Origin of the sequence: Pseudomonas sp. 10(2024) (assembly GCF_045164175.1) — a bacterium.
Lineage (GTDB): Bacteria > Pseudomonadota > Gammaproteobacteria > Pseudomonadales > Pseudomonadaceae > Aquipseudomonas > Aquipseudomonas alloputida.
Genome location: NZ_CP174006.1, coordinates 17,346 through 42,164 on the forward strand (window position 1 = coordinate 17,346; position 24,819 = coordinate 42,164).

At 63.2% G+C, this 24,819-nt stretch carries 25 protein-coding genes; 10 read left to right on the plus strand and 15 right to left on the minus strand.

Annotation, left to right across the window (positions count from 1 at the left end; genetic code table 11):
* Positions 1 to 2: 2 nt before the first annotated feature.
* A complete protein-coding gene (gene glyS, locus ACI7M0_RS00075) occupies positions 3 to 2,057 on the minus strand; it encodes a glycine--tRNA ligase subunit beta (protein ID WP_020192531.1) in 2,055 nt (684 codons plus the stop codon).
* Positions 2,054 to 3,001 carry a glycine--tRNA ligase subunit alpha gene (gene glyQ / locus ACI7M0_RS00080; RefSeq protein WP_003253126.1) on the minus strand — a complete coding sequence of 316 codons (948 nt, stop codon included), beginning with the start codon at positions 2,999 to 3,001 and terminating at the stop codon, positions 2,054 to 2,056. Before glyQ ends, glyS begins: the two co-directional genes overlap by 4 nt.
* A gap of 83 nt (positions 3,002 to 3,084) precedes the next feature.
* Here glyQ and ACI7M0_RS00085 point away from each other — a divergent pair, with 83 nt between their 5' ends.
* Positions 3,085 to 3,636 (plus strand): DNA-3-methyladenine glycosylase I, encoded by a 552-nt coding sequence (locus ACI7M0_RS00085; RefSeq protein ID WP_020192530.1) that lies wholly within the window; start codon positions 3,085 to 3,087, stop codon positions 3,634 to 3,636.
* Positions 3,637 to 3,677: 41 nt separating this feature from the next.
* Positions 3,678 to 4,565, plus strand: a complete 888-nt coding sequence (locus ACI7M0_RS00090; RefSeq protein WP_003253121.1) for a lysophospholipid acyltransferase — start codon at positions 3,678 to 3,680, stop codon at positions 4,563 to 4,565.
* Positions 4,566 to 4,661: 96 nt separating this feature from the next.
* Here the strand turns inward: ACI7M0_RS00090 and ACI7M0_RS00095 are convergent, their stop codons facing one another.
* The 5 genes from ACI7M0_RS00095 to def are packed head-to-tail and all read right to left on the minus strand — an operon-like array spanning position 4,662 to position 9,191.
* Complete coding sequence (locus tag ACI7M0_RS00095) at positions 4,662 to 4,976, minus strand: tetratricopeptide repeat protein (protein WP_047603763.1); 315 nt, start codon at positions 4,974 to 4,976, stop codon at positions 4,662 to 4,664.
* Positions 4,977 to 4,987: 11 nt separating this feature from the next.
* Complete coding sequence (trkA, locus tag ACI7M0_RS00100) at positions 4,988 to 6,361, minus strand: Trk system potassium transporter TrkA (protein WP_010951472.1); 1,374 nt, start codon at positions 6,359 to 6,361, stop codon at positions 4,988 to 4,990.
* A gap of 23 nt (positions 6,362 to 6,384) precedes the next feature.
* Positions 6,385 to 7,695: a 16S rRNA (cytosine(967)-C(5))-methyltransferase RsmB gene (rsmB, locus tag ACI7M0_RS00105; RefSeq protein ID WP_129931859.1), complete on the minus strand. Its 1,311-nt coding sequence runs from the start codon at positions 7,693 to 7,695 to the stop codon at positions 6,385 to 6,387.
* The gene (gene fmt / locus ACI7M0_RS00110; protein ID WP_129931860.1) at positions 7,692 to 8,624 is read right to left on the minus strand and encodes a methionyl-tRNA formyltransferase; all 933 of its coding nucleotides are present in this window, start codon (positions 8,622 to 8,624) and stop codon (positions 7,692 to 7,694) included. Before fmt ends, rsmB begins: the two co-directional genes overlap by 4 nt.
* A 60-nt stretch (positions 8,625 to 8,684) precedes the next feature.
* Complete coding sequence (gene def / locus ACI7M0_RS00115; protein ID WP_003253111.1) at positions 8,685 to 9,191, minus strand: peptide deformylase; 507 nt, start codon at positions 9,189 to 9,191, stop codon at positions 8,685 to 8,687.
* A gap of 206 nt (positions 9,192 to 9,397) precedes the next feature.
* Here def and dprA point away from each other — a divergent pair, with 206 nt between their 5' ends.
* The 3 genes from dprA (at position 9,398) to ACI7M0_RS00130 (ending at position 11,860) form a co-directional block, all read left to right on the plus strand.
* Positions 9,398 to 10,495, plus strand: coding sequence for a DNA-processing protein DprA (gene dprA / locus ACI7M0_RS00120; protein ID WP_104960525.1), 1,098 nt, complete (start codon positions 9,398 to 9,400; stop codon positions 10,493 to 10,495).
* Between the two features lie 42 nt (positions 10,496 to 10,537).
* A complete protein-coding gene (locus tag ACI7M0_RS00125; protein WP_014859478.1) occupies positions 10,538 to 11,095 on the plus strand; it encodes an L-threonylcarbamoyladenylate synthase in 558 nt (185 codons plus the stop codon).
* Between the two features lie 447 nt (positions 11,096 to 11,542).
* Positions 11,543 to 11,860 (plus strand): hypothetical protein, encoded by a 318-nt coding sequence (locus tag ACI7M0_RS00130; RefSeq protein WP_129931861.1) that lies wholly within the window; start codon positions 11,543 to 11,545, stop codon positions 11,858 to 11,860.
* Positions 11,861 to 11,987: 127 nt separating this feature from the next.
* On the opposite strand, the gene ACI7M0_RS00135 is transcribed toward ACI7M0_RS00130, so the two are convergent.
* Positions 11,988 to 12,965 (minus strand): NADPH:quinone reductase, encoded by a 978-nt coding sequence (locus tag ACI7M0_RS00135; protein ID WP_129931862.1) that lies wholly within the window; start codon positions 12,963 to 12,965, stop codon positions 11,988 to 11,990.
* A gap of 134 nt (positions 12,966 to 13,099) precedes the next feature.
* On the opposite strand from ACI7M0_RS00135, the gene hemF reads away from it, so the two are divergent.
* Positions 13,100 to 14,011: an oxygen-dependent coproporphyrinogen oxidase gene (gene hemF / locus ACI7M0_RS00140; protein ID WP_104886843.1), complete on the plus strand. Its 912-nt coding sequence runs from the start codon at positions 13,100 to 13,102 to the stop codon at positions 14,009 to 14,011.
* 25 nt (positions 14,012 to 14,036) lie between these two features.
* On the plus strand, positions 14,037 to 14,861 hold the full coding sequence (aroE, locus tag ACI7M0_RS00145) for a shikimate dehydrogenase (protein WP_010951480.1): 825 nt from the start codon (positions 14,037 to 14,039) through the stop codon (positions 14,859 to 14,861).
* Positions 14,862 to 14,990: 129 nt separating this feature from the next.
* On the opposite strand, the gene ACI7M0_RS00150 is transcribed toward aroE, so the two are convergent.
* From ACI7M0_RS00150 to betC, 3 genes are all read right to left on the minus strand, one after another.
* Positions 14,991 to 16,556: a SulP family inorganic anion transporter gene (locus ACI7M0_RS00150; RefSeq protein WP_020192351.1), complete on the minus strand. Its 1,566-nt coding sequence runs from the start codon at positions 16,554 to 16,556 to the stop codon at positions 14,991 to 14,993.
* A 144-nt stretch (positions 16,557 to 16,700) separates the two neighbouring features.
* Positions 16,701 to 17,624, minus strand: a complete 924-nt coding sequence (choX, locus tag ACI7M0_RS00155; RefSeq protein WP_129931863.1) for a choline ABC transporter substrate-binding protein — start codon at positions 17,622 to 17,624, stop codon at positions 16,701 to 16,703.
* A 14-nt stretch (positions 17,625 to 17,638) separates the two neighbouring features.
* Positions 17,639 to 19,156, minus strand: coding sequence for a choline-sulfatase (gene betC, locus ACI7M0_RS00160; protein ID WP_129931864.1), 1,518 nt, complete (start codon positions 19,154 to 19,156; stop codon positions 17,639 to 17,641).
* A gap of 108 nt (positions 19,157 to 19,264) precedes the next feature.
* On the opposite strand from betC, the gene ACI7M0_RS00165 reads away from it, so the two are divergent.
* On the plus strand, positions 19,265 to 20,164 hold the full coding sequence (locus tag ACI7M0_RS00165; RefSeq protein WP_104960529.1) for a choline sulfate utilization transcriptional regulator: 900 nt from the start codon (positions 19,265 to 19,267) through the stop codon (positions 20,162 to 20,164).
* Between the two features lie 111 nt (positions 20,165 to 20,275).
* On the opposite strand, the gene ACI7M0_RS00170 is transcribed toward ACI7M0_RS00165, so the two are convergent.
* Positions 20,276 to 20,893, minus strand: coding sequence for an NAD(P)-dependent oxidoreductase (locus tag ACI7M0_RS00170; RefSeq protein ID WP_129931865.1), 618 nt, complete (start codon positions 20,891 to 20,893; stop codon positions 20,276 to 20,278).
* A gap of 52 nt (positions 20,894 to 20,945) precedes the next feature.
* Here ACI7M0_RS00170 and ACI7M0_RS00175 point away from each other — a divergent pair, with 52 nt between their 5' ends.
* Complete coding sequence (locus ACI7M0_RS00175) at positions 20,946 to 21,278, plus strand: DOPA 4,5-dioxygenase family protein (protein ID WP_020189868.1); 333 nt, start codon at positions 20,946 to 20,948, stop codon at positions 21,276 to 21,278.
* Positions 21,279 to 21,398: 120 nt separating this feature from the next.
* Here ACI7M0_RS00175 and trpA read toward each other — a convergent pair whose 3' ends face one another.
* Both trpA and trpB read right to left on the minus strand, forming a co-directional pair.
* Positions 21,399 to 22,208: a tryptophan synthase subunit alpha gene (trpA, locus tag ACI7M0_RS00180; protein WP_020189869.1), complete on the minus strand. Its 810-nt coding sequence runs from the start codon at positions 22,206 to 22,208 to the stop codon at positions 21,399 to 21,401.
* Positions 22,205 to 23,422: a tryptophan synthase subunit beta gene (gene trpB, locus ACI7M0_RS00185; protein ID WP_004575268.1), complete on the minus strand. Its 1,218-nt coding sequence runs from the start codon at positions 23,420 to 23,422 to the stop codon at positions 22,205 to 22,207. The genes trpA and trpB overlap by 4 nt, the downstream gene beginning before the upstream one ends.
* 110 nt (positions 23,423 to 23,532) lie before the next feature.
* On the opposite strand from trpB, the gene ACI7M0_RS00190 reads away from it, so the two are divergent.
* Positions 23,533 to 24,429 carry a LysR family transcriptional regulator gene (locus ACI7M0_RS00190; RefSeq protein WP_129931866.1) on the plus strand — a complete coding sequence of 299 codons (897 nt, stop codon included), beginning with the start codon at positions 23,533 to 23,535 and terminating at the stop codon, positions 24,427 to 24,429.
* Here ACI7M0_RS00190 and ACI7M0_RS00195 read toward each other — a convergent pair.
* Positions 24,426 to 24,749, minus strand: coding sequence for a YqjD family protein (locus ACI7M0_RS00195; RefSeq protein ID WP_014589231.1), 324 nt, complete (start codon positions 24,747 to 24,749; stop codon positions 24,426 to 24,428). The genes ACI7M0_RS00190 and ACI7M0_RS00195 overlap by 4 nt on opposite strands.
* Positions 24,750 to 24,819 lie beyond the last annotated feature (70 nt).

Here is a 24,819-nt window from a genome sequence, read left to right on the forward strand (position 1 = left end):
GCTTACCCCAGCAGCGAAATGTCAGCCACGCCCAGGAACAGGCCGCGCAGGCGGCTGAGCAGGGCATAACGGTTGGCACGTACCTTGGCGTCTTCGGCGTTGACCATGACCGCCTCGAAGAAGGCATCGACCGGGTCACGCAGGGCCGCCAGGCGGGCCAGCGATTCGCTGTACTGACGTGCTGCAGCCATCGGTTGCACGGCCTGGTCGGCCTGCTGGATGGCCGAGTACAGGGAGAACTCGTTGGCATTGTCGAAGTACTTCGGCTCGACCTGCTCGGCGATGGCACCTTCGGCCTTGCTCAGCAGGTTCGACACGCGCTTGTTCACCGCGGCCAGGGCCTCGGCTTCCGGCAGTTTGCGGAACGCCTGCACGGCCTGTACGCGCTGGTCGAAGTCCAGGGCGGAGCCTGGCTGCAGTGCGCGTACCGACAGGTACGTGGCGACGTCGATGCCTTCGTCTTCGTAACGCGCGCGCAGGCGGTCGAAAATGAACTCCAGTACTTGCTCGGCCAGGCCGGGGGCCTTGACCTTGGCGCCGAACTGCTTGACTGCAAACTCAACCGCACCGGTCAGGTCCAGGTCCAGTTGCTTCTCGATCAGGATACGCAGCACGCCCAGAGCAGCGCGGCGCAGGGCGTACGGGTCCTTGCTGCCGGTAGGCAGCATGCCGATGCCAAAGATACCCACCAAGGTGTCGAGCTTGTCGGCGATGGCCACGGCAGCACCGGTGAGGGTCTGCGGCAGCTCGGCGCCTGCACCGCGCGGCATGTACTGCTCGTTCAGGGCCAGGGCTACGTCTTCCGGCTCACCGTCGTTGAGCGCGTAGTAGTAACCGGCAACACCCTGCATTTCAGGGAATTCGCCGACCATCTCGGTGGCCAGGTCGCACTTCGACAGCAGGCCGGCACGGCCAGCGCGCTGGGCGTCGCCGCCGATAAGCGGAGCAATGAAGGCGGCCAGCCTGGAAACACGTTCGGCCTTGTCGTACACGGTGCCGAGCTGAGCCTGGAACACCACGTTCTTGAGGCGCTCGTTGAAGGTTTCCAGTGGTTGCTTCTTGTCCTGCTTGAAGAAGAACTCGGCGTCGGTCAGGCGCGGGCGCACGACTTTTTCGTTGCCTTGCACGATCTGCTTCGGGTCGCGGCTTTCGACGTTGGCCACGGTAATGAAGCGCGGCAGCAGCTTGCCTTCGCTGTCCAGCAGGCAGAAGTACTTCTGGTTGTCCTGCATGGTGGTGATCAGGGCTTCTTGCGGCACCTCGAGGAAACGCTCCTCGAACGAGCACACCAGCGGCACCGGCCACTCGACCAGAGCGGTCACTTCGTCCAGCAGCGCCGGTGGCACGATGGCCGTGCCTTCCTGCTGCATGGCCAGCTCTGCGGTACGCTTGCTGATCAGCTCGCGGCGCTCGGCGAAGTCGGCAAGGACGTAGGCCTTGCGCAGGTCTTCGACGTAGTTGGCCGGGGTGGTGATGAGCACGTTTTCCGGATGGTGGAAGCGGTGGCCACGGGATTCACGCCCGGCCTTCTGCGACAGGATGGTGCAATCGACCACCTGATCGCCCAGCAGCATCACCAGCCATTGGGTCGGGCGCACGAACTCTTCACGGCTGGCCGCCCAGCGCATGCGCTTGGGAATCGGCAGGTCGTTCAGCGAATCTTCGACGATGGTCGGCAGCAGCCCAACGGTAGCCTTGCCCGGGATGTGCTGGGAGAAGCGCAGCTTGGGGCCGCTCTGGTCGATCTCGGCCAGTTCCACACCGCACTTCTTGGCGAAGCCCAGCGCAGCCTGGGTCGGCTCGCCTTCGGCGTTGAAGGCAGCCTGCAGGGGCGGGCCGTCGATGTTGATGCTGCGGTCAGGCTGCTGCACGTCCAGCTGGCGAATCAGCACGGCCAGACGACGCGGCGCGGCGTACACCTGCTTGCCGGTGTAGTTAAGGCCAGCAGCCTGCAGGCCTTTTTCGATACCGGCCAGGAAGGCGTCGCCAAGGCTGGCGAGGGCCTTGGGTGGCAGCTCTTCGGTGCCCAGTTCTACCAGGAAATCTTGAGCACTCATTGTGCAGCCTCCAGCTTAGCCAACACTTCGTCACGCAGTTCAGGGGTGGCCATCGGGAAGCCCAGGCGTGCGCGGGCTTGCAGATAGCTTTGCGCCACGTCCCGGGCCAGGGTACGTACACGCAGGATGTAACGCTGGCGCTCGGTTACCGAGATGGCGCGGCGGGCGTCCAGCAGGTTGAAGGTGTGCGAGGCCTTCAGGACCATTTCATAGGTCGGCAGCGGCAGCTCCAGCTTGATCAGGCGGTTGGCTTCGCTTTCGTAGAAATCGAACAGTTCGAACAGCTTGTCGACGTTGGCATGTTCAAAGTTGTAGGTCGACTGCTCCACCTCGTTCTGGTGGAACACGTCGCCATAGGTAACCTTGCCGAACGGGCCGTCGGCCCACACCAGGTCGTACACCGAATCGACGCCCTGGATGTACATGGCCAGGCGCTCCAGGCCGTAGGTGATTTCACCGGTGACCGGGTAGCACTCGATGCCGCCAACCTGCTGGAAGTAGGTGAACTGGGTGACTTCCATGCCGTTGAGCCAGATTTCCCAGCCCAGACCCCAGGCGCCGAGGGTCGGCGATTCCCAGTTGTCTTCGACGAAACGAATGTCGTGCACCAGCGGATCCAGACCGATGGCTTTCAGCGAGCCGAGGTACAGCTCCTGGAAGTTGGCCGGGTTCGGTTTGAGCACCACCTGGAACTGGTAGTAGTGCTGCAGGCGGTTGGGGTTTTCGCCATACCGCCCGTCGGCAGGACGACGGCTAGGCTGCACATAGGCGGCGTTCCAGGTTTCTGGACCCACGGCGCGCAGGAATGTAGCGGTGTGGAAAGTGCCGGCGCCTACTTCCATATCGTAGGGCTGAAGTACCACACAACCTTGAGCTGCCCAGTAGTTCTGCAGGGCGAGGATCAGGTCTTGGAAGGTACGCACGGCTGGCGTAGGCTGGCTCACGAAATTCACCTGTATCTGGGGATGCGGATGTAAAGAGCGGGAGTATAACCTGATTCGCCTCGCCCTCTACTCATTGGAGCCTTATGCCACGCTGCTTTTGGTGTACCGACGATCCGTTGTACCAGGCCTACCACGACCAGGAATGGGGAATGCCACAGCGCGACCCGGCGTTGCTCTTCGAGATGCTTTTGCTCGAAGGGTTCCAGGCGGGGCTTTCGTGGATTACCGTTTTGCGCAAACGCGAGCGTTATCGCGAGGTGATGTACGGCTTCGACCCGGTAAAGCTGGCGGCCATGAGCGACGAACGCATCGAAGAATTGATGCAGGATGCAGGCATCATCCGCAATCGCCTCAAGCTCAAGGCTGCGCGGCGCAATGCCCAGGCCTGGCTGGCTGTGGATAACCCTGCCGAATGGCTGTGGTCGTTCGTCGGCGGCTCACCGAAGATCAACCACTTCAAGCAGCGCAGCGACGTGCCGGCGGTCACCGATGAAGCCAAGGCAATGAGCAAGGCCCTGCAGAAAGCTGGCTTCACGTTCGTCGGTCCGACCATCTGCTATGCCTTCATGCAGGCCACCGGCATGGTCATGGACCACACCACCGACTGCGATCGCTACGCCGCCTTGTTGCGCTGAGGGGTTACAATGCGCGCCTTGCTGAAATAAGGAATTCGCCTGTGGAAAAGTTCAAGGGCGCCCTGATGGTCGGGGTGCTGCGCCTGTTTGCCAAGCTGCCCTGGGGCGCTGTGCAGCGTGTCGGCGCCGGTATTGGCTGGCTGATGTGGAAAATCCCCAACAGTTCGCGCAACGTGGTACGGATCAACCTGGCCAAGTGTTTCCCGGAGATGGACCCGGTTGCCCGTGAGCAACTGGTGGGCCAGGCGCTGCGGGATATTGGTAAATCCTTTGTCGAAAGTGCCTGTGCCTGGATCTGGCCGCCACAACGCTCGCTGGAGCTGGTCAAGGAAGTGCATGGCCTGGAAGTGCTGGAGCAGGCCCTGGCCTCGGGTAAAGGCGTGGTCGGCATCACCAGCCACCTGGGCAACTGGGAAGTGTTGAACCACTTCTACTGCAACCAGTGCAAACCGATCATCTTCTATCGCCCGCCGAAGCTGAAGGCGGTGGATGACCTGCTGCGCGAGCAGCGCGTGCAGATGGGCAATCGCGTGGCACCGTCGACCAAGGAAGGCATCCTCAGCGTGATCAAGGAAGTGCGCCGTGGTGGCCAGGTGGGTATTCCTGCCGACCCGGAGCCGGCGGAATCGGCGGGCGTGTTCGTACCGTTCCTCGGTACCCAGGCGCTGACCAGCAAGTTCGTGCCGAACATGCTGGCCGGTGGCAAGGCGGTAGGTGTGTTCCTGCATGCGCTGCGGTTGCCGGATGGCTCGGGCTTCAAGGTGTTCCTCGAAGCTGCGCCGGAAGAGATGTACAGCACCGATGTGAATGTGTCGGCGGCGGCGATGAGCAAGGTGGTCGAACGCTATGTGCGCGAGTACCCCAGCCAGTACATGTGGAGCATGAAGCGCTTCAAGAAGCGCCCGGCTGGCGAGCCGCGCTGGTATTAAGCCATTCACCGCCCCTGTAGGAGCGGGTTTACCCGCGAATGCGTCGGTGAATCCAACATCGCATTCGCGGGTAAACCCGCTCCTACAGGGGCCGCGTCAACCCGCTGCTCTGTTGAGCTTCTTCAGGAATACGGTCATTTCTTTTTCGGCCTGCTTGTCACCATGGGCCTGCGCCGCCACGATCCCGTCTTCCCACGCCTTGCGCGCCGCCGCCAGCTCGCCCTGCAGCTGATAGGCCTTGCCCAGCAGCTTCCATGCTGCCGAGTATTTCGGGTCCTGCTCTACACAGCGCGCCAGGTGCACCGCTGCTTCAGCGCCGTTGCCTTCATCCAGCCAGGCCTTGCCCAGGCCAAACCTCAGCAGCGGGTTATCCACACCTTTGGCCAGCATCTTCTCCAGCGATTCGCGCATGCTCTTTTCTCCTAGAAGAAACTCAAGCCGACGTGGAACAGCTTCTCCACATCGCGAATATGCTTTTTATCCACAACGAAGAGGATCACATGGTCCCCTGATTCGATCATGGTGTCGTCATGGGCAATCATCACCTCTTCATCACGGATGATCGCACCAATAGTGGTGCCCGGTGGCAGCGTGATGTCCTCGATTGCCTTGCCGACCACCTTGCTCGACTTCGAGTCCCCGTGTGCCACCGCCTCGATAGCCTCGGCTGCACCACGGCGCAGCGAGTGCACACTGACGATGTCGCCGCGACGGACGTGCGCCAGCAGGGTGCCGATGGTGGCCAGCTGCGGGCTGATGGCAATGTCGATATCGCCGCCCTGCACCAGGTCGACATAAGCCGGGTTGTTGATGATGGTCATCACCTTGCCTGCGCCTAGGCGCTTGGCCAGCAAGGACGACATGATGTTGGCTTCGTCATCGTTGGTCAGGGCCAGGAAAATATCGGCGTCGGCGATGTTCTCTTCGAGCATCAGGTCTTTGTCCGAGGCGCTGCCCTGCAGCACCACAGTGCTTTCGAGGGTATCGGAGAGGTGCCGGCAACGCGCCGGGCTCATCTCGATGATCTTCACCTGATATCGGCTTTCGATGGCCTCCGCCAGGCGCTCGCCGATCTGCCCGCCGCCGGCGATGACAATGCGTTTATTGGTTTCGTCGATGCGGCGCAGTTCGCCCATCACCGCACGGATATCCTTCTTCGCGGCAATGAAGAACACCTCGTCGTCGGCTTCGATCACCGTGTCGCCACGTGGGGTGATCGGCCGGTCGCGGCGGAAGATGGCTGCCACGCGGGTGTCGACGTTGGGCATATGCGCACGGATCTGGCGCAACTGCTGGCCGACCAGCGGGCCGCCATAGTAGGCCTTCACTGCCACGAGCTGGGCCTTGCCCTCGGCGAAATCGATCACCTGCAGTGAGCCTGGGTGTTCGATCAGGCGCTTGATGTAATTGGTCACCACCTGCTCGGGGCTGATCAGAACGTCGACCGGGATATGGTCGTTGTCGAACAGCTCTTCGCGGGTCAGGTAGGACGATTCGCGCACCCGTGCAATCTTGGTCGGGGTATGGAACAGCGAATAGGCCACCTGGCAGGCAACCATGTTGGTCTCGTCACTGTTGGTTACCGCCACCAGCATGTCGGCGTCGTCGGCACCGGCCTGGCGCAGCACCGTCGGCAGTGAGCCGCGGCCCTGGACAGTGCGGATGTCCAGGCGGTCGCCGAGGTCGCGCAGGCGGTCGCCGTCGGTGTCGACCACGGTAATGTCGTTGGCTTCGCTGGCCAGGTGTTCAGCCAGCGTACCGCCTACCTGCCCTGCGCCGAGGATGATGATCTTCATGCGCTACTCCCTATCCTTTGTTCTTATCCGCGCGAGGCGGCGATCTTGATCAGCTTGGCATAGTAGAAACCGTCGTGGCCGCCTTCCTGGGCCAGCAACTGACGGCCGTGGGGCTGGCGCAGGCCGGCTTCGGTCGCCAGGTCCAGCTCACGGGCGCCCGGGGTGCGGGCGAGGAAGGCTTTGATCACTTCAGTGTTCTCGGTCGGCAATGTGGAGCAGGTGGCGTATAGCAGCATGCCGCCCACTTCCAAGGTCGGCCACAGGGCATCGAGCAGCTCGCCTTGCAGCTTGGCCAAAGCCGGGATGTCGTCGGCTTGGCGGGTCATCTTGATGTCCGGGTGGCGGCGAATCACGCCGGTGGCCGAGCACGGCGCGTCGAGCAGAATGCGCTGGAATGGCTTGCCGTCCCACCAGCTGGCAGTGTCGCGGGCATCGCAGGCGATCAGCTCGGCGTCCAGCTGCAGGCGGTCGAGGTTTTCTCGCACGCGGGTCAGGCGCTTGGCTTCGAGGTCGATGGCCACCATGTGCGCCAGGCCAGCCTCGGCCTCCAGCAGGTGGCAGGTTTTGCCGCCCGGTGCGCAGCAAGCATCGAGCACGCGTTGGCCGGGGGCCAGTTCCAGCAGGTCGGCAGATAGCTGCGCGGCTTCGTCCTGCACGCTCACCCAGCCTTCGGCGAAGCCTGGCAGGCCGCGCACGTCGCAGGCTTCAGCCAGCACGATGCCATCCCGGCTGTACTGACATGCGCTGGCGCCAATGCCTGCTTCGGCCAGCAGTGCCAGGTAGGCATCGCGGCTATGGTGACGGCGATTGACCCGCAGAATCATCGGAGGGTGGGCATTGTTGGCGGCGCAGATGGCTTCCCACTGCTCTGGCCAGAAAGCTTTCAGCGCTTTTTGCAGCCAGCGCGGGTGCGCGGTACGCACCACCGGGTCGCGCTCCATGCCGGCGAGCAGCTCCTCGCCTTCGCGCTGTGCACGGCGCAGCACGGCATTGAGCAGGCCCTTGGCCCACGGCTTCTTCAGTTTGTCGGCACAGCCCACGGTCTCGCCGATGGCGGCATGGGCCGGAATGCGCGTGTAGAACAGCTGGTACAGGCCGACCAGCAGCAGCGCCTGAACATCGGCATCGGCTGCCTTGAAGGGCTTTTGCAGCAGCTGTGCGGCCAGCAGGTCGAGGCGTGGCTGCCAGCGTGCGGTGCCGAACGCCAGGTCCTGGGTCAGGCCGCGGTCGCGTTCATCTACCTTGTCCAGTTGCGCCGGCAGCGAGCTGTTCAGCGAAGCCTTGCCGCTGAGCACAGCGGCAAGCGCACGGGCGGCGGCGAGGCGTGGGTTCATTGGCCCAGCACCTTGCCGGCGGCGAACTTCTCGCGGCGGCTGTTGAACAGGTCACTGAAGCTCAATGCCTTGCCGCCAGGCAGTTGCAGGCGGGTCAGGCTCAGGGCTTGGTCACCGCACGCAACAACGAGGCCGTCCTTGCTGGCGGAAAGTATCTCGCCTGGGGCGCCTTGGCCTGTGGACAGGTTGGCGGCCAGCACCTTGATGCTTTCACCATCCAGAGTGCTGTGACACACCGGCCATGGGTTGAAGGCGCGGATAAGGCGTTCCAGCTCGACAGCCGGGCGGGTCCAGTCGATACGCGCTTCGTCCTTGTTCAGTTTGTGCGCGTAGGTGGCCAGGGCATCGTCCTGTATTTCGCCTTGCAGCGAACCGTCAGCCAGGCCGGCGATGGCCTGAACCACTGCGGGCGGGCCCATTTCGGCCAGGCGATCGTGCAAGGTGCCGCCGGTGTCCTCAGCGCTGATCGGGGTGACTACCTTGAGCAGCATCGGGCCGGTGTCCAGGCCGGCCTCCATGCGCATCACGGTCACGCCGCTTTCGGCGTCGCCAGCTTCCACGGCACGCTGGATCGGCGCGGCACCGCGCCAGCGTGGCAGCAGGGAAGCGTGGCTGTTGATGCAACCCAGGCGCGGGATATCCAGCACCACCTGCGGCAGGATCAGGCCGTAGGCGACCACTACCATCAGGTCTGGTTTCAGTGCGGCCAGTTCGGCCTGCGCATCGGCATTGCGCAGGGTCTGCGGCTGGAACACCGGGATGTCATGGGCCACGGCCAGTGCCTTGACCGCACTTGGCATCAGCTTCTGGCCACGGCCGGCCGGGCGGTCGGGCTGGGTGTAGACGGCCACGATCTCGTAGGGGCTGTCGAGCAGGGCCTTGAGGTGTTCGGCGGCAAACTCTGGAGTGCCTGCAAAGACGATGCGCATGGAGTTCTCGCTTCAAAAAAGAAAAAGGCTTGCCGGAGCAAGCCTTCAGGAAGGTGGGGATCAGGCTTGCTGGCGATGCTGCTTTTCCAGCTTCTTCTTGATCCGGTCGCGCTTGAGCTGCGACAGGTAGTCGACGAACAGCTTGCCGTTGAGGTGATCGAATTCGTGCTGTACGCACACCGCCAGCAGGCCTTCGCATTCCAGTTCGAACGGCTTGCCGTCGCGGTCCTGGGCCTTGACCCGGACACGCAGCGGACGGTCGACGTTCTCGTAGAAGCCCGGTACCGACAGGCAGCCCTCCTGGTACTGGCCCATGTCATGGGTCAGCTCTTCGACCGACGGGTTGATGAAGACGCGTGGTTCGCTGCGGTCTTCGCTGAGGTCCATGACCACAACCTGCTTGTGCACGTTCACCTGGGTAGCGGCCAGGCCGATGCCAGGGGCTTCGTACATGGTTTCAAACATGTCGTCGATCAGCTGACGCAGGGCGTCGTCGAACTCCGTCACCGGTTTGGCGAGGGTGCGCAGGCGCGGGTCCGGGAATTCGAGAATGTTCAAGATGGCCATAAGGTCAGGCAGTCACTGTGCGTTCGGTTGAAAACTGAGCACACATAATAAAGGGAAACGGGGATTTCGGCACCTGGCAAGCTCGTCTAGGGTGACTATGGGCTTGATAGCCCCCAATCAATGGACAGCTTTTCAAAGTGTTACTCACAGAGTTATCCACAGGTTGTGCCACGTAATTGGCCCCCTTTCGATCAAGGATGATCTCAATGCCCAGTCACCATTCGTCGCCCTGCCCGCCTGCCGAACTGGAGGCACGCTTACGCCTGCATCGCCTCCCCGATGCTGGACTGCGACGCTTTCGAACGTTGCTCGAAGCCTTCGGCAGTGCCTCCTCCGCGCTCAGTGCTCCCGCTTCGGCCTGGCGAGCGTTGGGCATTCCCCAAGCCACCATCGATGCCCGGCGCAGTGCCGAGGTACGCGATGGCGCACTGGCTGCTATGGCTTGGCTGGAGCGCCCTGGCCAGCATTTGCTGATGTGGGACGGCCCAGACTACCCAGCCTTGCTGGCAGAAATCGACGATGCCCCGCCGCTGCTTTTTGTCGCTGGCGAACCTGCCTTGCTCGATCGTCCTCAGCTGGCCATCGTGGGCAGCAGACGTGCCACACCCCCGGCGCTCGACACCGCCCGGGCATTTTCCCGCTACCTCGCGCAGGCTGGTTTCACCATTACCAGCGGGCTGGCGGTAGGTGTCGACGGTGCCGCTCATCGGGCCGCGTTGCAGGCTGGCGGCGGCACGATTGCCGTGCTCGGGACGGGGTTGCAAAAACTTTATCCACAGCGCCATCGGGACCTTGCGCAGGCGATGATCGACAACGGCAGCGCGCTGGTTTCCGAGTATCCCCTGGATGCCGGGCCGCTGCCTGGCAACTTCCCACGGCGCAACCGCATCATCAGTGGCCTGTCGCTAGGTGTACTGGTGGTTGAGGCGAGCCTCGCCAGTGGCTCGCTGATCACGGCGCGCCTGGCCGCAGAGCAAGGCCGTGAGGTGTACGCCATTCCGGGCTCTATTCATCACCCGGGGGCCAAGGGCTGTCACCAGCTGATTCGTGATGGGGCGCTGCTGGTGGAAACTGTGGAACAGATCCTGGAAAGCTTGCAGGGTTGGCAGAACCTGCCGCCTGCGGTTGTGGACAGATTCGACCACCCCCTGCTCGCCCTGCTGCATGCCGCACCCCAGACCAGTGAAAGCCTGGCCCACTGCAGCGAGCAGCCGCTGGCCGACGTGCTGGCGCAGTTGACCGAGCTGGAGCTGGAAGGCCGGGTCAGCAATGAAGCCGGGCGTTGGTTTGCCCGCGCGGGCTAAGTACACTGCTCACATGCAAGGTATATAGGCGGAGAAACAGCAATGGTGAGCAGTTTTCGTGTGCAACAAGCCGCACGTGAGATCCGGGCGGGCGCGGTGATCGCCTACCCGACGGAAGCGGTCTGGGGCCTGGGCTGCGACCCATGGAACGAGGACGCGGTGTATCGCCTGCTGGCGCTGAAGTCGCGTCCTGTGGATAAAGGGCTGATTCTGATCGCTGACAATATCCGTCAGTTCGACTTCCTGTTCGAGGACTTCCCCGAAGACTGGATCGACCGCATGAGCAGCACCTGGCCGGGGCCGAACACCTGGCTGGTGCCGCACCAGGACCTGTTGCCCGAATGGGTGACCGGGCAGCATGACACGGTGGCGCTGCGGGTCAGTGATCACCCGGTGGTGCGTGAGCTGTGCGCGCTGGTGGGGCCGCTGATTTCCACCTCGTGCAACCCTGGCGGGCGCCCGGCGGCGAAGACCCGCTTGCGGGTTGAGCAGTACTTCCATGGCCAGTTGGACCTGGTGCTTGGCGGGGCGCTGGGCGGGCGGAAGAACCCGAGTGTGATTCGCAACCTGGCAACCGGCGAAGTCGTTCGCCCGGGTTGATACCTATCCACAGGCCTGGCTCGGGACTCGGGCCCCTGTGGGAGCGGGCGCGCCCGCGAAGAATACAACTCGGTGCCTGGCACGGGCTTCGCCCGTGTTCGCGGGCATGCCCGCTCCCACAGGTTCGGGCCTAGCCACCGGAGATTTTTCTGATTTTGTCTCGAATGGTTGTCCGGTTTGAGGATTGGGAAATATCCTACGACCCGCGTCTCCTTCCATCACCTTCTAAGTGGGAACCTCTGCCTCTAGGCTCTATCCGTCGCCGAATAACTTGGCGATCGGGTGTGGTAGCCCGGATGCATTTTTTCCATGACAGTCTATGGTGGCTGTGCGTGGGAGGCTTTCGAGCCTGCCTGGATTGGAAAATGCCCAGGTCTACCACCTCGCGTACAGTCGCCACCCATTCACGTGGTAGTGAGGGTTGGCGGCCTTGAGGAGCATTTTCCAATGATGAAGAAAATAGTCCCCGATCCACCTCTCCCATGCACCTCCACCCGCCCCTTCGGCCACTGCGATGCCGGCCACGATCCACTCTTCACCGTCAACCCAAACATTTCTGCCGAGGACGCTCTGGTCCACGTAGCCCTGTACCTGCGCAGCGCTTACGAAACCGGCTACAAAGCTTTGGACTACATGCGTGAAGAAGGCCGTGGCATGTTCTGGTCGAACCTGCATGCGATTGAAATGGCAGAGGGTGTGATCGAGGCGATACTTGATGGCATCGAGTCGACTCCATCGCCATCACGCCCAGCCTCCAAGGCATAGCGCTGCTATCGAGGCCGACTCAATACCTGTAGGAGCGGGCTTGCCCGCGAACACCGGCAAAGCCGGTGCCATCCATTGCGGTGGCTTCTTCGCGGGTAAACCCGCTCCTACAGGGAATGTGTGTGGCTCAGGGGATTAGTACAGTCGATCCTACAGTCCGCCGCGCCGACAGCTCTGCCTGCGCCTTGGCCGCCTCGCTCAGTGGATACCGCTGCTGGATATCCACAACCAGCTTCCCGCTCGTAATCATCGCAAACAGGTCATCGGCCATGGCCTGGGTGTTCTCGGCATTGTTGGCATAGGTGGCCAAGGTCGGCCGGGTGACATACAGCGAGCCCTTTTGCGCCAGGATCCCCAGGTTCACCCCGCTCACCGCACCGGAAGCGTTGCCAAAGCTCACCATCAACCCACGCGGGCGCAGGCAGTCCAGCGAGGTCAGCCAGGTGTCGGCACCCACGCCGTCATACACCACCGGGCATTTCTTGCCGTCGGTCAGCTCCAGTACGCGCTTGGCCACGTCTTCACGGCTGTAGTCGATGGTCGCCCAAGCCCCCAGCGCTTTGGCCCGTTCGGCCTTCTCGGCAGAGCTCACGGTGCCGATCAGCTTGGCGCCCAGGGCCTTGGCCCATTGGCAGGCCAGCGACCCTACACCACCGGCTGCGGCATGGAACAGGATCACATCACCCGCCTTCACCTCATAGGTCTGCTTCAACAGGTACTGTACGGTCAAACCCTTGAGCATAACCGCCGCCGCCTGCTCGAAGCTGATGGTGTCCGGCAGCTTGACCAGGTTGGCTTCCGGTAGCGTATGCACCTCGCTGTAGGCGCCCAGCGGGCCGCCGGCATGTGCCACACGGTCTCCTACCTTCAGCCGGGACACGCCTTCGCCCACGGCCTCTACCACACCTGCCGCTTCGGTACCCAGGCCAGAAGGCAGGGACGGCGGCGCATACAGCCCGCTTCGGAAGTAGGTATCGATGAAGTTCAGGCCGATCGCATGGTTACGCACACGCACCTGCTGCGGCCCGGGCGGGGTGGGTTCGAATTCCACAAACTGCAGCACTTCCGGGCCGCCATGCTGGCTGAACTGGATACGCTTGGCCATCTCGCACTCCTGTAGTCGGGATCGGGAAAGGCCTTCTATCGGACGCCTTTGCTTGGTCGTCGTCAACTGCGGCGCGCGCGCTGGCGGTGGTATGCTACGCGGCGAATTCTTCCCTGCCCGTTCCTGGTGACCCGATGACTAGCCGCACCGAGGCCGTGAAAGCCTACCTGCTCGACCTGCAAGACCGCATCTGCTCTGCCCTCGAAACCGAAGACGGCGGTGCCCGCTTCGTCGAGGACGCCTGGGTGCGCGAAGCCGGTGGCGGGGGCCGCACGCGGGTGATCGGCGACGGTAAGGTGATCGAGAAAGGCGGAGTCAACTTCTCCCATGTGTTTGGTGCCGGCCTGCCTCCCTCGGCCAGCGCCCACCGCCCTGAACTGGCGGGCCGTGGCTTCGAGGCCCTGGGGGTGTCGCTGGTGATCCACCCGCACAACCCGTATGTGCCTACTTCCCACGCCAATGTGCGGTTCTTCATCGCCGAAAAGGAAGGTGAAGAGGCCGTATGGTGGTTCGGCGGCGGCTTCGACCTGACGCCGTACTATGGCAACGAAGAAGACTGCATCCACTGGCACCGCGTGGCCGAACAGGCCTGCGCACCGTTCGGCGCCGACGTGTATCCGCGTTACAAGGCCTGGTGCGACCGCTACTTCCACCTCAAGCACCGTGGCGAGCCACGCGGCATCGGCGGCCTGTTCTTCGACGACCTGAACGAGTGGGACTTCGACACCTGCTTCGCTTTCATCCGCGCCATCGGCGATGCCTACATCAACGCCTACTTGCCGATCGTCCAGCGCCGCAAAGACACGCCTTACACCCCGCAACAGCGCGAGTTCCAGGAATACCGCCGCGGCCGCTACGTGGAGTTCAACCTGGTCTATGACCGCGGCACCCTGTTCGGCCTGCAGTCCGGTGGCCGCACCGAATCCATCCTCATGTCGCTGCCACCGCAGGTGCGTTGGGGCTATGACTGGAAGGCCGCGCCCGGCAGTGAAGAAGCGCGCCTGACAGAGTACTTCCTGCAAGACCGCGACTGGCTCGGCCAGTAAGCCTGTGGATAAACAAGGAGCCGTCATGGACCAGTACGTCGTTTTTGGTAACCCCATCGGCCACAGCAAGTCGCCGCTGATCCACCGCCTGTTCGCCGAGCAGACCGGTCAGGACCTGGAATATGCCACGCTGCTGGCGCCACTGGACGAGTTCAGCGACTGCGCGCGCGGCTTCTTCAAGCAAGGCAGTGGCGGCAATGTCACCGTGCCGTTCAAGGAAGAGGCCTTCCGCCTGTGCGACAGCCTGACCCCACGTGCCCGGCGCGCAGGCGCAGTGAACACGCTGAGCAAGCTGGCTGATGGCACCCTGCAGGGCGACAACACCGACGGCGCTGGCCTGGTGCGCGACCTGACGGTGAATGCCGGGGTCGAGCTGGCGGGCAAGCGCATTCTCATCCTCGGTGCCGGTGGCGCCGTGCGCGGCGTGCTGGAGCCTATTCTGGCGCACAAGCCGCAGTCGCTGGTGATTGCCAACCGTACCGTGGAAAAGGCCGAGCAGCTGGCGCGCGAGTTCGATGAACTGGGGCCGGTGGTGGCCAGCGGATTTGCCTGGTTGCAGGAGCCTGTGGATGTAATCATCAACGCCACCTCGGCGAGCCTGGCCGGGGAGTTGCCACCGATTGCCGACAGCCTGGTCGAGGCGGGTCGTACGGTTTGCTACGACATGATGTATGGCAAGGAGCCGACGCCGTTTTGCCAGTGGGCTACCAAGCTGGGGGCTGCCAAGGTACTGGATGGGTTGGGGATGCTGGCTGAGCAGGCGGCTGAAGCCTTCTTTATCTGGCGTGGCGTGAGGCCGGATACGGCGCCGGTGTTGGCTGAACTGCGCCGGCAACTCGCTCGGGGCTGAGATGGCCGGGGCCGCTTGGCGGCCCTATCGCGACGCAAGGCCGTTCCCACAAAGTACGTCGTACGCCGATCCTCTGTGGGAGCGGCCTTGCGTCGCGATGGGCTGCAAAGCAGCCCCAGAATCCCAACCTCATTCCTCAAACCGGATCGGGCACAACTCCACCCCTTCCAGCTTCTGCAACTCCTCGATCACCTGCGGCCTGGCCCGGTGCAAGGTCAAACTCCCCCCCAATCGCCGCAACCGCCGCGCCTCGCGGTGCAACATGTCCACACCCGAGTAATCGATGAAATTCACCTGCCGGGCATCGATCACTACATGCGGCCCTTGGCAGCGCTGCAAGCGCACCTGCAGGTAATGCGCCGCACCAAAGAAAATCGACCCACCTACCCGCAATACATCCGCGTCCCCTTCACGGCTTTGTTGAATCCGTGGTCGTGAGGTGCGCTTCAAATAGAAGAACAGCGAAGCCAGCACCCCGGCATAGATGGCCGTCTGCAGCTCCAGCAGCAATGTCGCTGCAGCCGTCAGCGCCATCACCAGAAACTCCGAGCGGCTGACCCGGAACAATGCACGGATCCCTCGGTGGTCCACCAACCCCCAGCAGATCAGCAGAATGCTGCCGGCCATGGCCGGTATCGGCAGGTGCGCGATCAGGCCGGCGCCAGTCACCGCGAACAACGCCACCCACAGCGCTGAAAACACCCCGGCCATGGGCGAACGGGCGCCCGCCTCGTAGCTCAGACCCGAGCGGGTGAAGGAACCGGCAGACAGGTAACCAGAGAAAAATGCACCGGCAATGTTTGACAGGCCCTGTGCGCGTATTTCCTGGTCCGGGTCGATCAGTTGTTCTGAACGTGCCGACAACGAACGGGCAATCGACAGACTGGTGACCAACCCTAGCATGCCTACCGCAACGGCGCTGGGCAGCAGACGCAACATGAGCTCCACGTCTAGCAAAGGCAGCGGGCTGAAAGGCGGGAGTTGCCCGGTGAACGCTGCCACCCGCGGCACATGGCCAAAGAAGCCCGGCAGCAGCCAGGCCAGCAAGCTGACCAGGATCAGGCTTATCAACAGGCTCGGCCAGCGTGGGCGCCAGAGTTTGAAGGCCACACCGATCACTACGGTGGCCAGGCCCAGCAGCAAGGAAGGCAGGTCGACCTCGCCTGCGTGGCTGGCCAGGTCCTGTACGGTCATCAGCGCGGTGGCCTGGCTGGGCAGGGCCATGCCCAGCAGGTTGGGTAGCTGGCCCAAGGCAATGACGATGGCGGCACCCAGCGTGAAGCCGAGCACCACGGAATGGGAGACGAAGTTGACCAGCGCGCCGAAGCGCAATAGCCCGAGCAGCAGCTGGAAAATGCCGCCGAGGAAGGTCAGCAGCAACACCAGCGTGATGTAGTCAGCGCTGCCGGCCACGGCCAGCGGGCTGATGCTGGCGTAGAGCACGATGGAAATGGCAGCGGTCGGGCCGCAGATCAGGTACCAGGAAGAACCCCACAGGCAGGCGATCAGTACCGGCACGATGGCGGCGTAAAGCCCGTATTCGGCGGGCAGGCCGGCGATCAGGGCGTAGGCGATGGATTGCGGCAGGGCGAGGATGGCGCCGCTCAGGCCTACCAGCAGGTCCTGGCGCAGGCTGCGGCCCGATTGGCGGGGAAGCCAGGTGAGGAAGGGCAGCAGTAAAGAGAGGCGATGCATGGGTTATCCACAATCCTTAATGGGTCGCCAAGCCCTGTGGGAGCGGGCATGCCCGCGAAAAAGCCAACGCGTTGCTTGGCACCGGCTTTGCCGGTGTTCGCGGGCGCGCCCGCTCCCACAGGGTTGGTGTGTTGCTTTGTGAGATTACAGTTTGGCTTTGACGGCCTCCAGGGCATCCCCATCGGCCTTGGTGGTAACTCCGGCCAACCACCCATCCAACCGTTCAGGATGCGCTTTCACCCAGGCCTTGGCCGCTTCATCGAAGCTGATCTTCTTGTCTACCACCTCGGCCATGATGCTGTTTTCCATGTCCAGTGTGAACTTGAGGTTACCCAGCAGCTTCGCGGCATTCGGGCAGGCTTGTGGATAACCCTTGCGCGTCAGCGTGTATACCTCGCCCTTGCTGCCGAACCACTTTTCCCCACCGGTCAGGTAATGCATTTTCAGTTTCACGTTCATCGGGTGCGGGGTCCAGCCAAGGAAGGTGATGAATTGCTGCTTCTTCACCGCCCGGTCGACCTGGGCCAGCATCGCCTGCTCGCTGGACTCCACCAGCTTCCACTGGCCGAGGTTGAATTCATTCTTGTCGATGATTGCCTTGAGCGACAGGTTGGCCGGGGCGCCGGAGCCGATTCCGTACAGCTTTCTGTCGAACTGCCCGGCGTGTTTCTGCAGGTCAGCGAAGTCCTTCACCCCGGCATTCCACACATAGTCGGGCACTGCGAGGGTGAACTCGGTTCCCTCCAGGTTGCGCGACAGCTGCTGCACATCGCCGTTGGCGATGAACTTGTCATGGAAGCCTTGCTGCGCCGGCATCCAGTTGCCGAGGAAGGCGTCGACCTGGCCGTCCTTGAGGCCGCCGTAGATGATCGGTACGGCCAGGCTGTCGATCTTCACCTGGTAACCCAGGCTTTCCAGTAACAGGCGTGCCACGGCATTGGTCGAGGCAATATCACTCCAGCCGGGGTCGGCCATTTTCACGGTACTGCATTGCGCATCACTGTCTGCGGCGTGGGCCGTGGTGGCGCTCAGGGCCAGGACGAACACGGCGGCGGAGAACTTGTGCATGGCGGCCTCTCTTCTCAATCCAGGGGGGCGGGCTGTGGATAACGTGCCTTGCGCTCGAGGTCATCGAGATCGATGTGGTTGCGCATGTACTGTTGGCTGGCGTCCACCAGTGGTTGGTGATCCCAGCTTTTCAGCTTGCCGATGGCCAGCGCTTCGGCCACCAGGCGGCGGCGGCGCTGGCTGGCCAGCACCTGCTGGCGCAGGCTGGGGATGTCCCAGCGCTGTTGCGCTTCATCGACAAATGCCTGCAGCAGCACCTGGTGGTCCGGGCTGCCGGTGAGGTTCTCCCGCTCGTGCGGGTCGCGGCTCAGGTCATAGAGTAGGCATGGGTCGTCTTCGCTGTACACGAACTTGTAGGGCCCGCGGCGGATCATCATCAACGGGCCGACGGTGCCTTCGGCCATATACTCGCCGATCACCTCGTCGTGACCGCCCTGCCCTTGCAGGTGGCCCAGCAGTGAGCGGCCGTCCAGCTGCAGGTCTTTATCCACAGCGCCGCCAGCCAGTTCGACCAAGGTTGGCAACAGGTCGCAGGTCGACACTGAAGCAGTGACCCGGCCCGCTGCAAAGCGCTTCGGCGCATGGATCAGCAGCGGCACCCGCGCCGACATTTCGAACCAGTGCATTTTGTACCAGAGGCCACGCTCGCCAAGCATGTCGCCGTGGTCGCCGGAAAACACGATCAGTGTGTCATCGGCCAGGTTGCATTCCTCCAGGGTCTGCAGCAATTGGCCGATGTTGTCATCGATATAGCTGCACGCGCCGAAGTAGGCGCGGCGGGCATCGCGGACCTTATCCACAGGCAGTGGCTTGTTCCAAAGGTCGTAGACCTTCAGCAGGCGCTGTGAATGCGGGTCGAGTTCTGCCTGGCTGAACTCGGCACGGGGCATGGGGATATCCACACCTTCGTAGCGGTCCCAGTAGCGTTTGGCAATGGTGTAGGGGTCGTGCGGGTGCGTCATCGAAACGGTCAGGCAAAATGGCCGGCCATCGTTTTCGCGCACATGGTCGTACAGGTACTGGCGCGCCTTGAACACCACCTCCTCGTCGAAATCCAGCTGATTGGTGCGCACGCATGGACCGGCCTGCAGCACCGAGGACATGTTGTGGTACCAGCTTGGACGCACATCGGGTTCGTCCCAGTTCACCGCCCAACCGTAGTCGGCCGGGTAGATGTCGCTGGTCAGGCGTTCTTCATAGCCGTGCAACTGGTCCGGGCCGCAGAAGTGCATCTTGCCCGACAGCGCGGTGCGGTAGCCCAGGCGACGCAGGTAATGGGCGTAGGTCGGCACATCGGCAGGGAAGTCGGCCGCGTTGTCGTAGGCGCCAATGCGGCTGGGCAACTGACCGCTGACCAGGGTGAAGCGTGATGGCGCGCACAGTGGGCTGTTGCAGTAGGCCGAGTCGAACACCACGGCTTGCTCGGCCAGGCGGCCGAGGTGCGGCATCTTGATGGGCGAAGGGCCGTAGATCGGCAGCAAGGGCGCGGCCATCTGGTCGGCCATGATGAACAGGATATTCGGACGCGTCATGGTGGCTTCCATCGTTGAGAGTTATGCGAACCGCTTGCCTACCAAGATGCGACTGTGGATAACATGGGTAAAGCCCATGGCGGGCAATGACTGGGATTAGCCAAGCTTATGTTTGAGCACCTTGCCGGGTTGTCGCTGGATACCTTGCGCGTATTCGAGGCTGCTGCGCGCCTGCGTGGCTTTACCGCTGCGGCGCTGGAGTTGGGTACCACGCAGCCGGCAGTGAGCCAGCAGGTGAAGCGCCTGGAGGCACAGTTGGGCACGCGCCTGTTTGACCGCATTTACCGGGGCATCGAGCTGACCGAGGCTGGCCAGTTGCTGTTCGAACAGGTGCATCAGGGGCTGCAGTCCATGGATGACGGTATTGCCCAGGCCGGCGGGCGCGGCCAGCGCGAAGTGCTGCAGGTCGCCACCGACTTTGCCTTTGCGGCGTTCTGGCTGATGCCAAGGCTGCAGCGCTTTCATGAGGCTTATCCACAGGTGGATGTGAGTCTGGTGACGGGTGAGCGCAGCCAGGGCATGTTGCGCCCGGACATTGATGTGGCGGTGCTGTTTGGCGATGGACGCTTTCACCAAGGAGAAAGCCGCTGGCTATTCGATGAGGAAGTGTTCCCGGTGTGCAGCCCCCATCTGACTCATGGCAAAGCCTTGTCAGCTGTGGCTTTGCAACGATTGCCGCTGCTGCATTTGAAGGGCGAGCAGGCCAGCCGCTGGTTTGACTGGGCGGGGGTATTTCGTGGGTTTGGTGTGGAAAGCTCACCGCCGGCGGGGCAGCTGCGGTTTGATAACTATACCTTGCTGATTCAGGCAGCGATTGCCGGGCAAGGGGTGGCGATTGGCTGGGCGCACCTGGTGGACAGGTTGGTGGAGCAAGGGTTGCTGTGCCGGCCGCTGGAGGGGAGTTTGCGCTCGGAACGCGGCTATTACGTAGTCTTACCGCCGCGCAAGCGGCGTGGGGCGTTGATCGAGCGGTTCGTGGATTGGTTGGAGCAGGAGCGCAGCCTTTGAGATTTTGGGGGCCATCGCGACACAAGGCCGCTCCCAGAAAAACACTGCACACGCCGGCCCATGTGTGTGCGGCCTTGCGTCGCGATGGGCTGCGCAGCAGCCCCCGGCAATCTAGACCACGAAGTTCAGGTGCTCGCCCCGGTGCAAGTCCAGCTCCAGCATGTCCACCATCCCCGCTGCGATCCTGGACAAGCGCCGCAACGGCTCAGCCAGCCCAGGCTCCAGCGTGCCTTCGGTACTGCGAAAATGCTCCATGCCCAACCCGGCCAGTTCCTGCGGTGCATTGATCAGCGTCCAGTGCAAGGAACTGCGCTGCAACCCATCAACCACCTGGGCCACGCATTCCCGCTCCACCTCGCTGTACTTGCCCGGTTTATCCAGCACATCGAAATCGCCCACAAGCAGCAGCCGGCGTATAGTCGTACGCGCAAGCCCCGCCACCAGCGCCTCGCTCAAGCGTGCCTGCCCCGGCAGGTCACCCGGCGCCAGCGCTGGTAACAGGGCGATCACCGCCGAGCCGCCCGCTGCGCCCTGCTCCGCCTGGTGGGCATCACCCAGCCCCCCTATCTTGAAGTGCAGGCCCGGGCGCGGCGAATGGCGGTTGAGGTCGTCCACCACGGCGATGACTTCGTGCTGGCGCGACAGCAGCTCGACCATCAGGGCATTGCCCAGGCTGCTTTCAGGCCCGAACAGGACCAGTTTGAACACTGGGGTTTCGGCGTTTTTCACTGCATCACTCCCGTTGCAGGTGGTGATGGTTGGACCGCAATCAGGAGTTATCGTGCAGAGGATCAAGGGTTACCACGCCCACGTTTATTACGACGCAGCCACCATGGAGCAGGCCCGGGAACTGTGCGAGGAGGCGGCGCGGCTGTTCCCCGTGACCATGGGGCGCATGCACCAGAAACCGGTTGGGCCGCATCCGGACTGGAGTTGCCAGCTGGCGTTCGGGCCCGAAGTGGTGGGGGTGGTATTGCCTTGGTTGGCGCTGTACCGCAAGGGCCTGGTGGTATTCATGCATCCGGAAACCGGGGATGAACTGGCGGATCACCGGGATCATGCGATCTGGATGGGGGCCGTGCGGCCATTGAATCTATCGGTTTTTGGGGGCTAGGCGGGGGTTGCCTGTGCTGGCCTCTTCGCGGGTGAACCCGCTCCTACAACGATATCGCAGAGCCAGAGGGTGGCACTGGCCCCGTAGGAGCGGGTTTACCCGCGAAGCAGACGACGCGGTTTAGCGGCGTGCGCCACGCACCCCTTCAGCCAATGCCGAGCACAGGCTCAATACATCGGTCACCGCCTGATCGGCGCTTTTGGCCTGGGCGATCTTGTCGACCAGTGCCGAGCCCACCACCACACCATCCGCCAAGCGGGCAATGTTCGCAGCCTGTTCCGGCGTGCGAATGCCGAAGCCAACGCTGATCGGCAGATCGGTATGCCGGCGCAGGCGGGCAATGGCTTCGGTCACATGCTCGGTGGTCGCCGAACCGGCACCGGTCACACCAGCCACCGACACGTAGTAGACGAACCCGGAGCTGCGCTCCAGCACGCGCGGCAGGCGCGCGTCGTCGGTGGTCGGGGTGGTCAGGCGGATGAAGTCGATGCCTGCGGCCTGGGCCGGGGTAGCCAGTTCGGCGTCGTGCTCTGGCGGAAGGTCGACGATGATCAGGCCATCGACGCCCGCTTCCTTGGCTTGAGCCACGAACGTGTCCACGCCAAAGCGGTGGATAGGGTTGTAGTAACCCATCAGCACGATCGGCGTGGTCTGGTTATCCACACGGAATTCGCGAACCATCTGCAGGGTCTTGGCCAAGGTCTGGCCAGCTTCAAGGGCGCGCAGGGTGGCCAGCTGGATGGCCACGCCATCGGCCATCGGGTCGGTGAACGGCATGCCCAGCTCGATCACGTCGGCGCCAGCAGCCGGCAGGCCCTTGAGGATCTGCAGCGAGGCGTCGTAGCCCGGGTCGCCAGCTGTGACGAAGGTGACCAGTGCCGAGCGGCCTTCGGCCTTCAGCTCGGCGAAGCGTTGTTCAAGACGGCTCATGCGTGTTTCTCCTGGGCGGCCATGTGGTTCATGACGGTTTGCATGTCTTTGTCGCCGCGGCCCGACAGGCACACGACCATCAGGTGGTCCTTGGGCAGCTTCGGTGCGCGCTTGATCGCTTCGGCCAAGGCGTGGGAGCTTTCCAGGGCTGGAATGATGCCTTCCAGACGGCAGGTTGCGTGGAACGCATCCAATGCTTCGTCGTCGGTGATGCTGACGTACTCGACGCGCTTCACCTCATGCAGATAGGCGTGCTCCGGGCCGATGCCCGGGTAGTCCAGGCCCGCGGAAATCGAGTGGGCATCGGTGATCTGGCCGTCTTGGTCCTGCAGCAGGTAGGTGCGGTTGCCGTGCAACACGCCCGGTACGCCGCCGTTCAGGCTGGCGGCGTGCTTGTCGGTGTGTACGCCGTGGCCACCGGCTTCAACGCCGATGATCTGCACGCTCGGCTCTTCGAGGAACTCATGGAACAGGCCCATGGCATTGGAGCCACCGCCGACGCAGGCAACCAGGCTGTCTGGCAGACGGCCTTCCTTCTCTTGCAACTGGGCACGGGTCTCTTTGCCGATGATCGACTGGAAGTCGCGGACCATGGCGGGGTACGGGTGTGGGCCAGCCACGGTGCCGATCAGGTAGAAGGTGTCTTCGACGTTGGTAACCCAGTCACGCAGGGCTTCGTTCATGGCGTCTTTCAGGGTGCCGGTGCCGGCGGTAACCGGCACGATCTCGGCGCCCAGCAGCTTCATGCGGAACACGTTGGCCTGCTGGCGCTCGATGTCGGTGGCGCCCATGTAGATCACGCAAGGCAGGCCGAAGCGCGCGGCGACGGTGGCGGTGGCGACACCGTGCATGCCGGCGCCGGTTTCGGCGATCAGGCGCTTTTTGCCCATGCGCTTGGCCAGCAGCACCTGGCCGATGCAGTTGTTCACCTTGTGCGCGCCGGTATGGTTGAGCTCTTCACGCTTGAAGAAAATCTTCGCCCCGCCGCAATGCTCGGTCAGGCGCTCGGCGAAGTACAGCGGGTTGGGGCGGCCGATGTAGTCGCGCTGAAAGTAAGCCAGCTCTTCAAGGAACTTGGGGTCTGCCTTGGCCGCTTCGTATTCGCGGGCCAGGTCCAGCACCAGTGGCATCAGGGTTTCGGCCACGTAGCGGCCGCCGAACGAGCCGAACAGGCCATTGGCGTCGGGGCCGGGGCGGTATTGGGACTGGGTCATGGGGCGCTCCAAGGCGTAGTGAATGAGTGATGGGCTTTACTCTAACCACGGCAAGCTCGGCTGAAAACCGATAAGATTGCGTAAACTTGTCAGAAAAACTCACAGGTAAAATGGCCCACGACCTCCCTCCCCTCAATGCCCTGCGCGCCTTCGAGGCTGCCGCCAGGCTGAACAGTGTCAGCCAGGCGGCGGAAGCGCTGCACGTCACCCACGGCGCTGTCAGCCGGCAGATCAAGGTGCTTGAGGAGCATCTGGGCGTAGCCCTGTTCGTCAAGGACGGGCGTGGCATCAAACTCACAGATGCCGGTGTGCGTCTGCGCGACGCCAGCGGTGAGGCCTTCGACCGGCTGCGTAGCGTGTGTTCCGAGCTCAGCCGTGATGTGAGCGAGGCGCCATTCGTGCTGGGCTGCTCGGGCAGCCTGCTGGCGCGGTGGTTTATTCCGCGGCTGGGGCGGTTGCAGGCGGATTTGCCTGAGCTGCGCTTGCACCTGTCGGCGGGTGAGGGCGACCTTGACCCGCGGCGGCCCGGGCTGGATGCGTTGCTGGTGTATGCCGAGCCACCGTGGCCAGCGGACATGCAGGTGCATGTGCTGGCCGAGGAATGCATCGGGCCGGTGCTCAGCCCGCATTTCGCAGGCTTCCAGCGCTTGCAGGGCGCGCCCGCCAAGGCACTGCTGGGTGAAGCCTTGCTGCACACCACTTCACGCCCGCAAGCCTGGCCGACCTGGGCGGTGCAACAGGGCCTGGACCCGGCGGCCATTCACTATGGCCAGGCCTTCGAGCACCTGTATTACCTGCTGGAGGCTGCCGTGGCCGGATTGGGCGTGGCGATAGCACCGCAGCCGCTGGTCGCCGATGACCTGCGGGCGGGCCGATTGAGTGCGCCTTGGGGCTTTTCACCTACCCAGGCGGCGCTGGCATTGTGGGTGCCACGGCGCGCCGCAGACGGGCGCGCCGAGCAGTTGGCGCAGTGGTTACGGGCGGAACTTGCGCGGCAGAGCGCTTAGTTTCGCTTGCATATCAGGTAGGCCGCCAGCAGGCCCAGCGCACCAATGGCCACACCGGCGGTGGTGTAGGGGTGTTCCTGGGCGTAGTCCCGGGTGGCTTTGCCGGTCTGGCGGGTGCGCTGCTTCACTTCCTCGTACGCATCGCTCAGTAGGCTGCGCGAATGACGCAGTGCGCTTTCAGCGTTGCTGCGGATTGCCTTCACCGACTTCTGGGACTCTTCCGACGCATCATGCTTGAGGTTTTCCAAGCTTTTCAGAAGGCTCTCGATCTCCGCTTCCATGCTTTCCAGGGACGTTTTACGCAGCGAGTTGCGGTGCATGTTGACTCTCCTTTGCAGTATGGGCTGTAAGATTGCGACCCTTGGGCTGCGTGAAAGTGCGATCGAACTT

Coding starts and splice junctions, on each gene's coding strand:
- glyS (WP_020192531.1), bottom strand. CDS start 2,057: ATGAGTGCTCAAGATTTCCTGGTAGAACTGGGCACCGAAGAGCTGCCA.
- ACI7M0_RS00085 (WP_020192530.1), top strand. CDS start 3,085: ATGCCACGCTGCTTTTGGTGTACCGACGATCCGTTGTACCAGGCCTAC.
- ACI7M0_RS00095 (WP_047603763.1), bottom strand. CDS start 4,976: ATGCGCGAATCGCTGGAGAAGATGCTGGCCAAAGGTGTGGATAACCCG.
- trkA (WP_010951472.1), bottom strand. CDS start 6,361: ATGAAGATCATCATCCTCGGCGCAGGGCAGGTAGGCGGTACGCTGGCT.
- rsmB (WP_129931859.1), bottom strand. CDS start 7,695: ATGAACCCACGCCTCGCCGCCGCCCGTGCGCTTGCCGCTGTGCTCAGC.
- fmt (WP_129931860.1), bottom strand. CDS start 8,624: ATGCGCATCGTCTTTGCAGGCACTCCAGAGTTTGCCGCCGAACACCTC.
- def (WP_003253111.1), bottom strand. CDS start 9,191: ATGGCCATCTTGAACATTCTCGAATTCCCGGACCCGCGCCTGCGCACC.
- dprA (WP_104960525.1), top strand. CDS start 9,398: ATGCCCAGTCACCATTCGTCGCCCTGCCCGCCTGCCGAACTGGAGGCA.
- ACI7M0_RS00125 (WP_014859478.1), top strand. CDS start 10,538: ATGGTGAGCAGTTTTCGTGTGCAACAAGCCGCACGTGAGATCCGGGCG.
- ACI7M0_RS00130 (WP_129931861.1), top strand. CDS start 11,543: ATGATGAAGAAAATAGTCCCCGATCCACCTCTCCCATGCACCTCCACC.
- ACI7M0_RS00135 (WP_129931862.1), bottom strand. CDS start 12,965: ATGGCCAAGCGTATCCAGTTCAGCCAGCATGGCGGCCCGGAAGTGCTG.
- hemF (WP_104886843.1), top strand. CDS start 13,100: ATGACTAGCCGCACCGAGGCCGTGAAAGCCTACCTGCTCGACCTGCAA.
- aroE (WP_010951480.1), top strand. CDS start 14,037: ATGGACCAGTACGTCGTTTTTGGTAACCCCATCGGCCACAGCAAGTCG.
- ACI7M0_RS00150 (WP_020192351.1), bottom strand. CDS start 16,556: ATGCATCGCCTCTCTTTACTGCTGCCCTTCCTCACCTGGCTTCCCCGC.
- choX (WP_129931863.1), bottom strand. CDS start 17,624: ATGCACAAGTTCTCCGCCGCCGTGTTCGTCCTGGCCCTGAGCGCCACC.
- betC (WP_129931864.1), bottom strand. CDS start 19,156: ATGACGCGTCCGAATATCCTGTTCATCATGGCCGACCAGATGGCCGCG.
- ACI7M0_RS00165 (WP_104960529.1), top strand. CDS start 19,265: ATGTTTGAGCACCTTGCCGGGTTGTCGCTGGATACCTTGCGCGTATTC.
- trpA (WP_020189869.1), bottom strand. CDS start 22,208: ATGAGCCGTCTTGAACAACGCTTCGCCGAGCTGAAGGCCGAAGGCCGC.
- trpB (WP_004575268.1), bottom strand. CDS start 23,422: ATGACCCAGTCCCAATACCGCCCCGGCCCCGACGCCAATGGCCTGTTC.
- ACI7M0_RS00190 (WP_129931866.1), top strand. CDS start 23,533: ATGGCCCACGACCTCCCTCCCCTCAATGCCCTGCGCGCCTTCGAGGCT.
- ACI7M0_RS00195 (WP_014589231.1), bottom strand. CDS start 24,749: ATGCACCGCAACTCGCTGCGTAAAACGTCCCTGGAAAGCATGGAAGCG.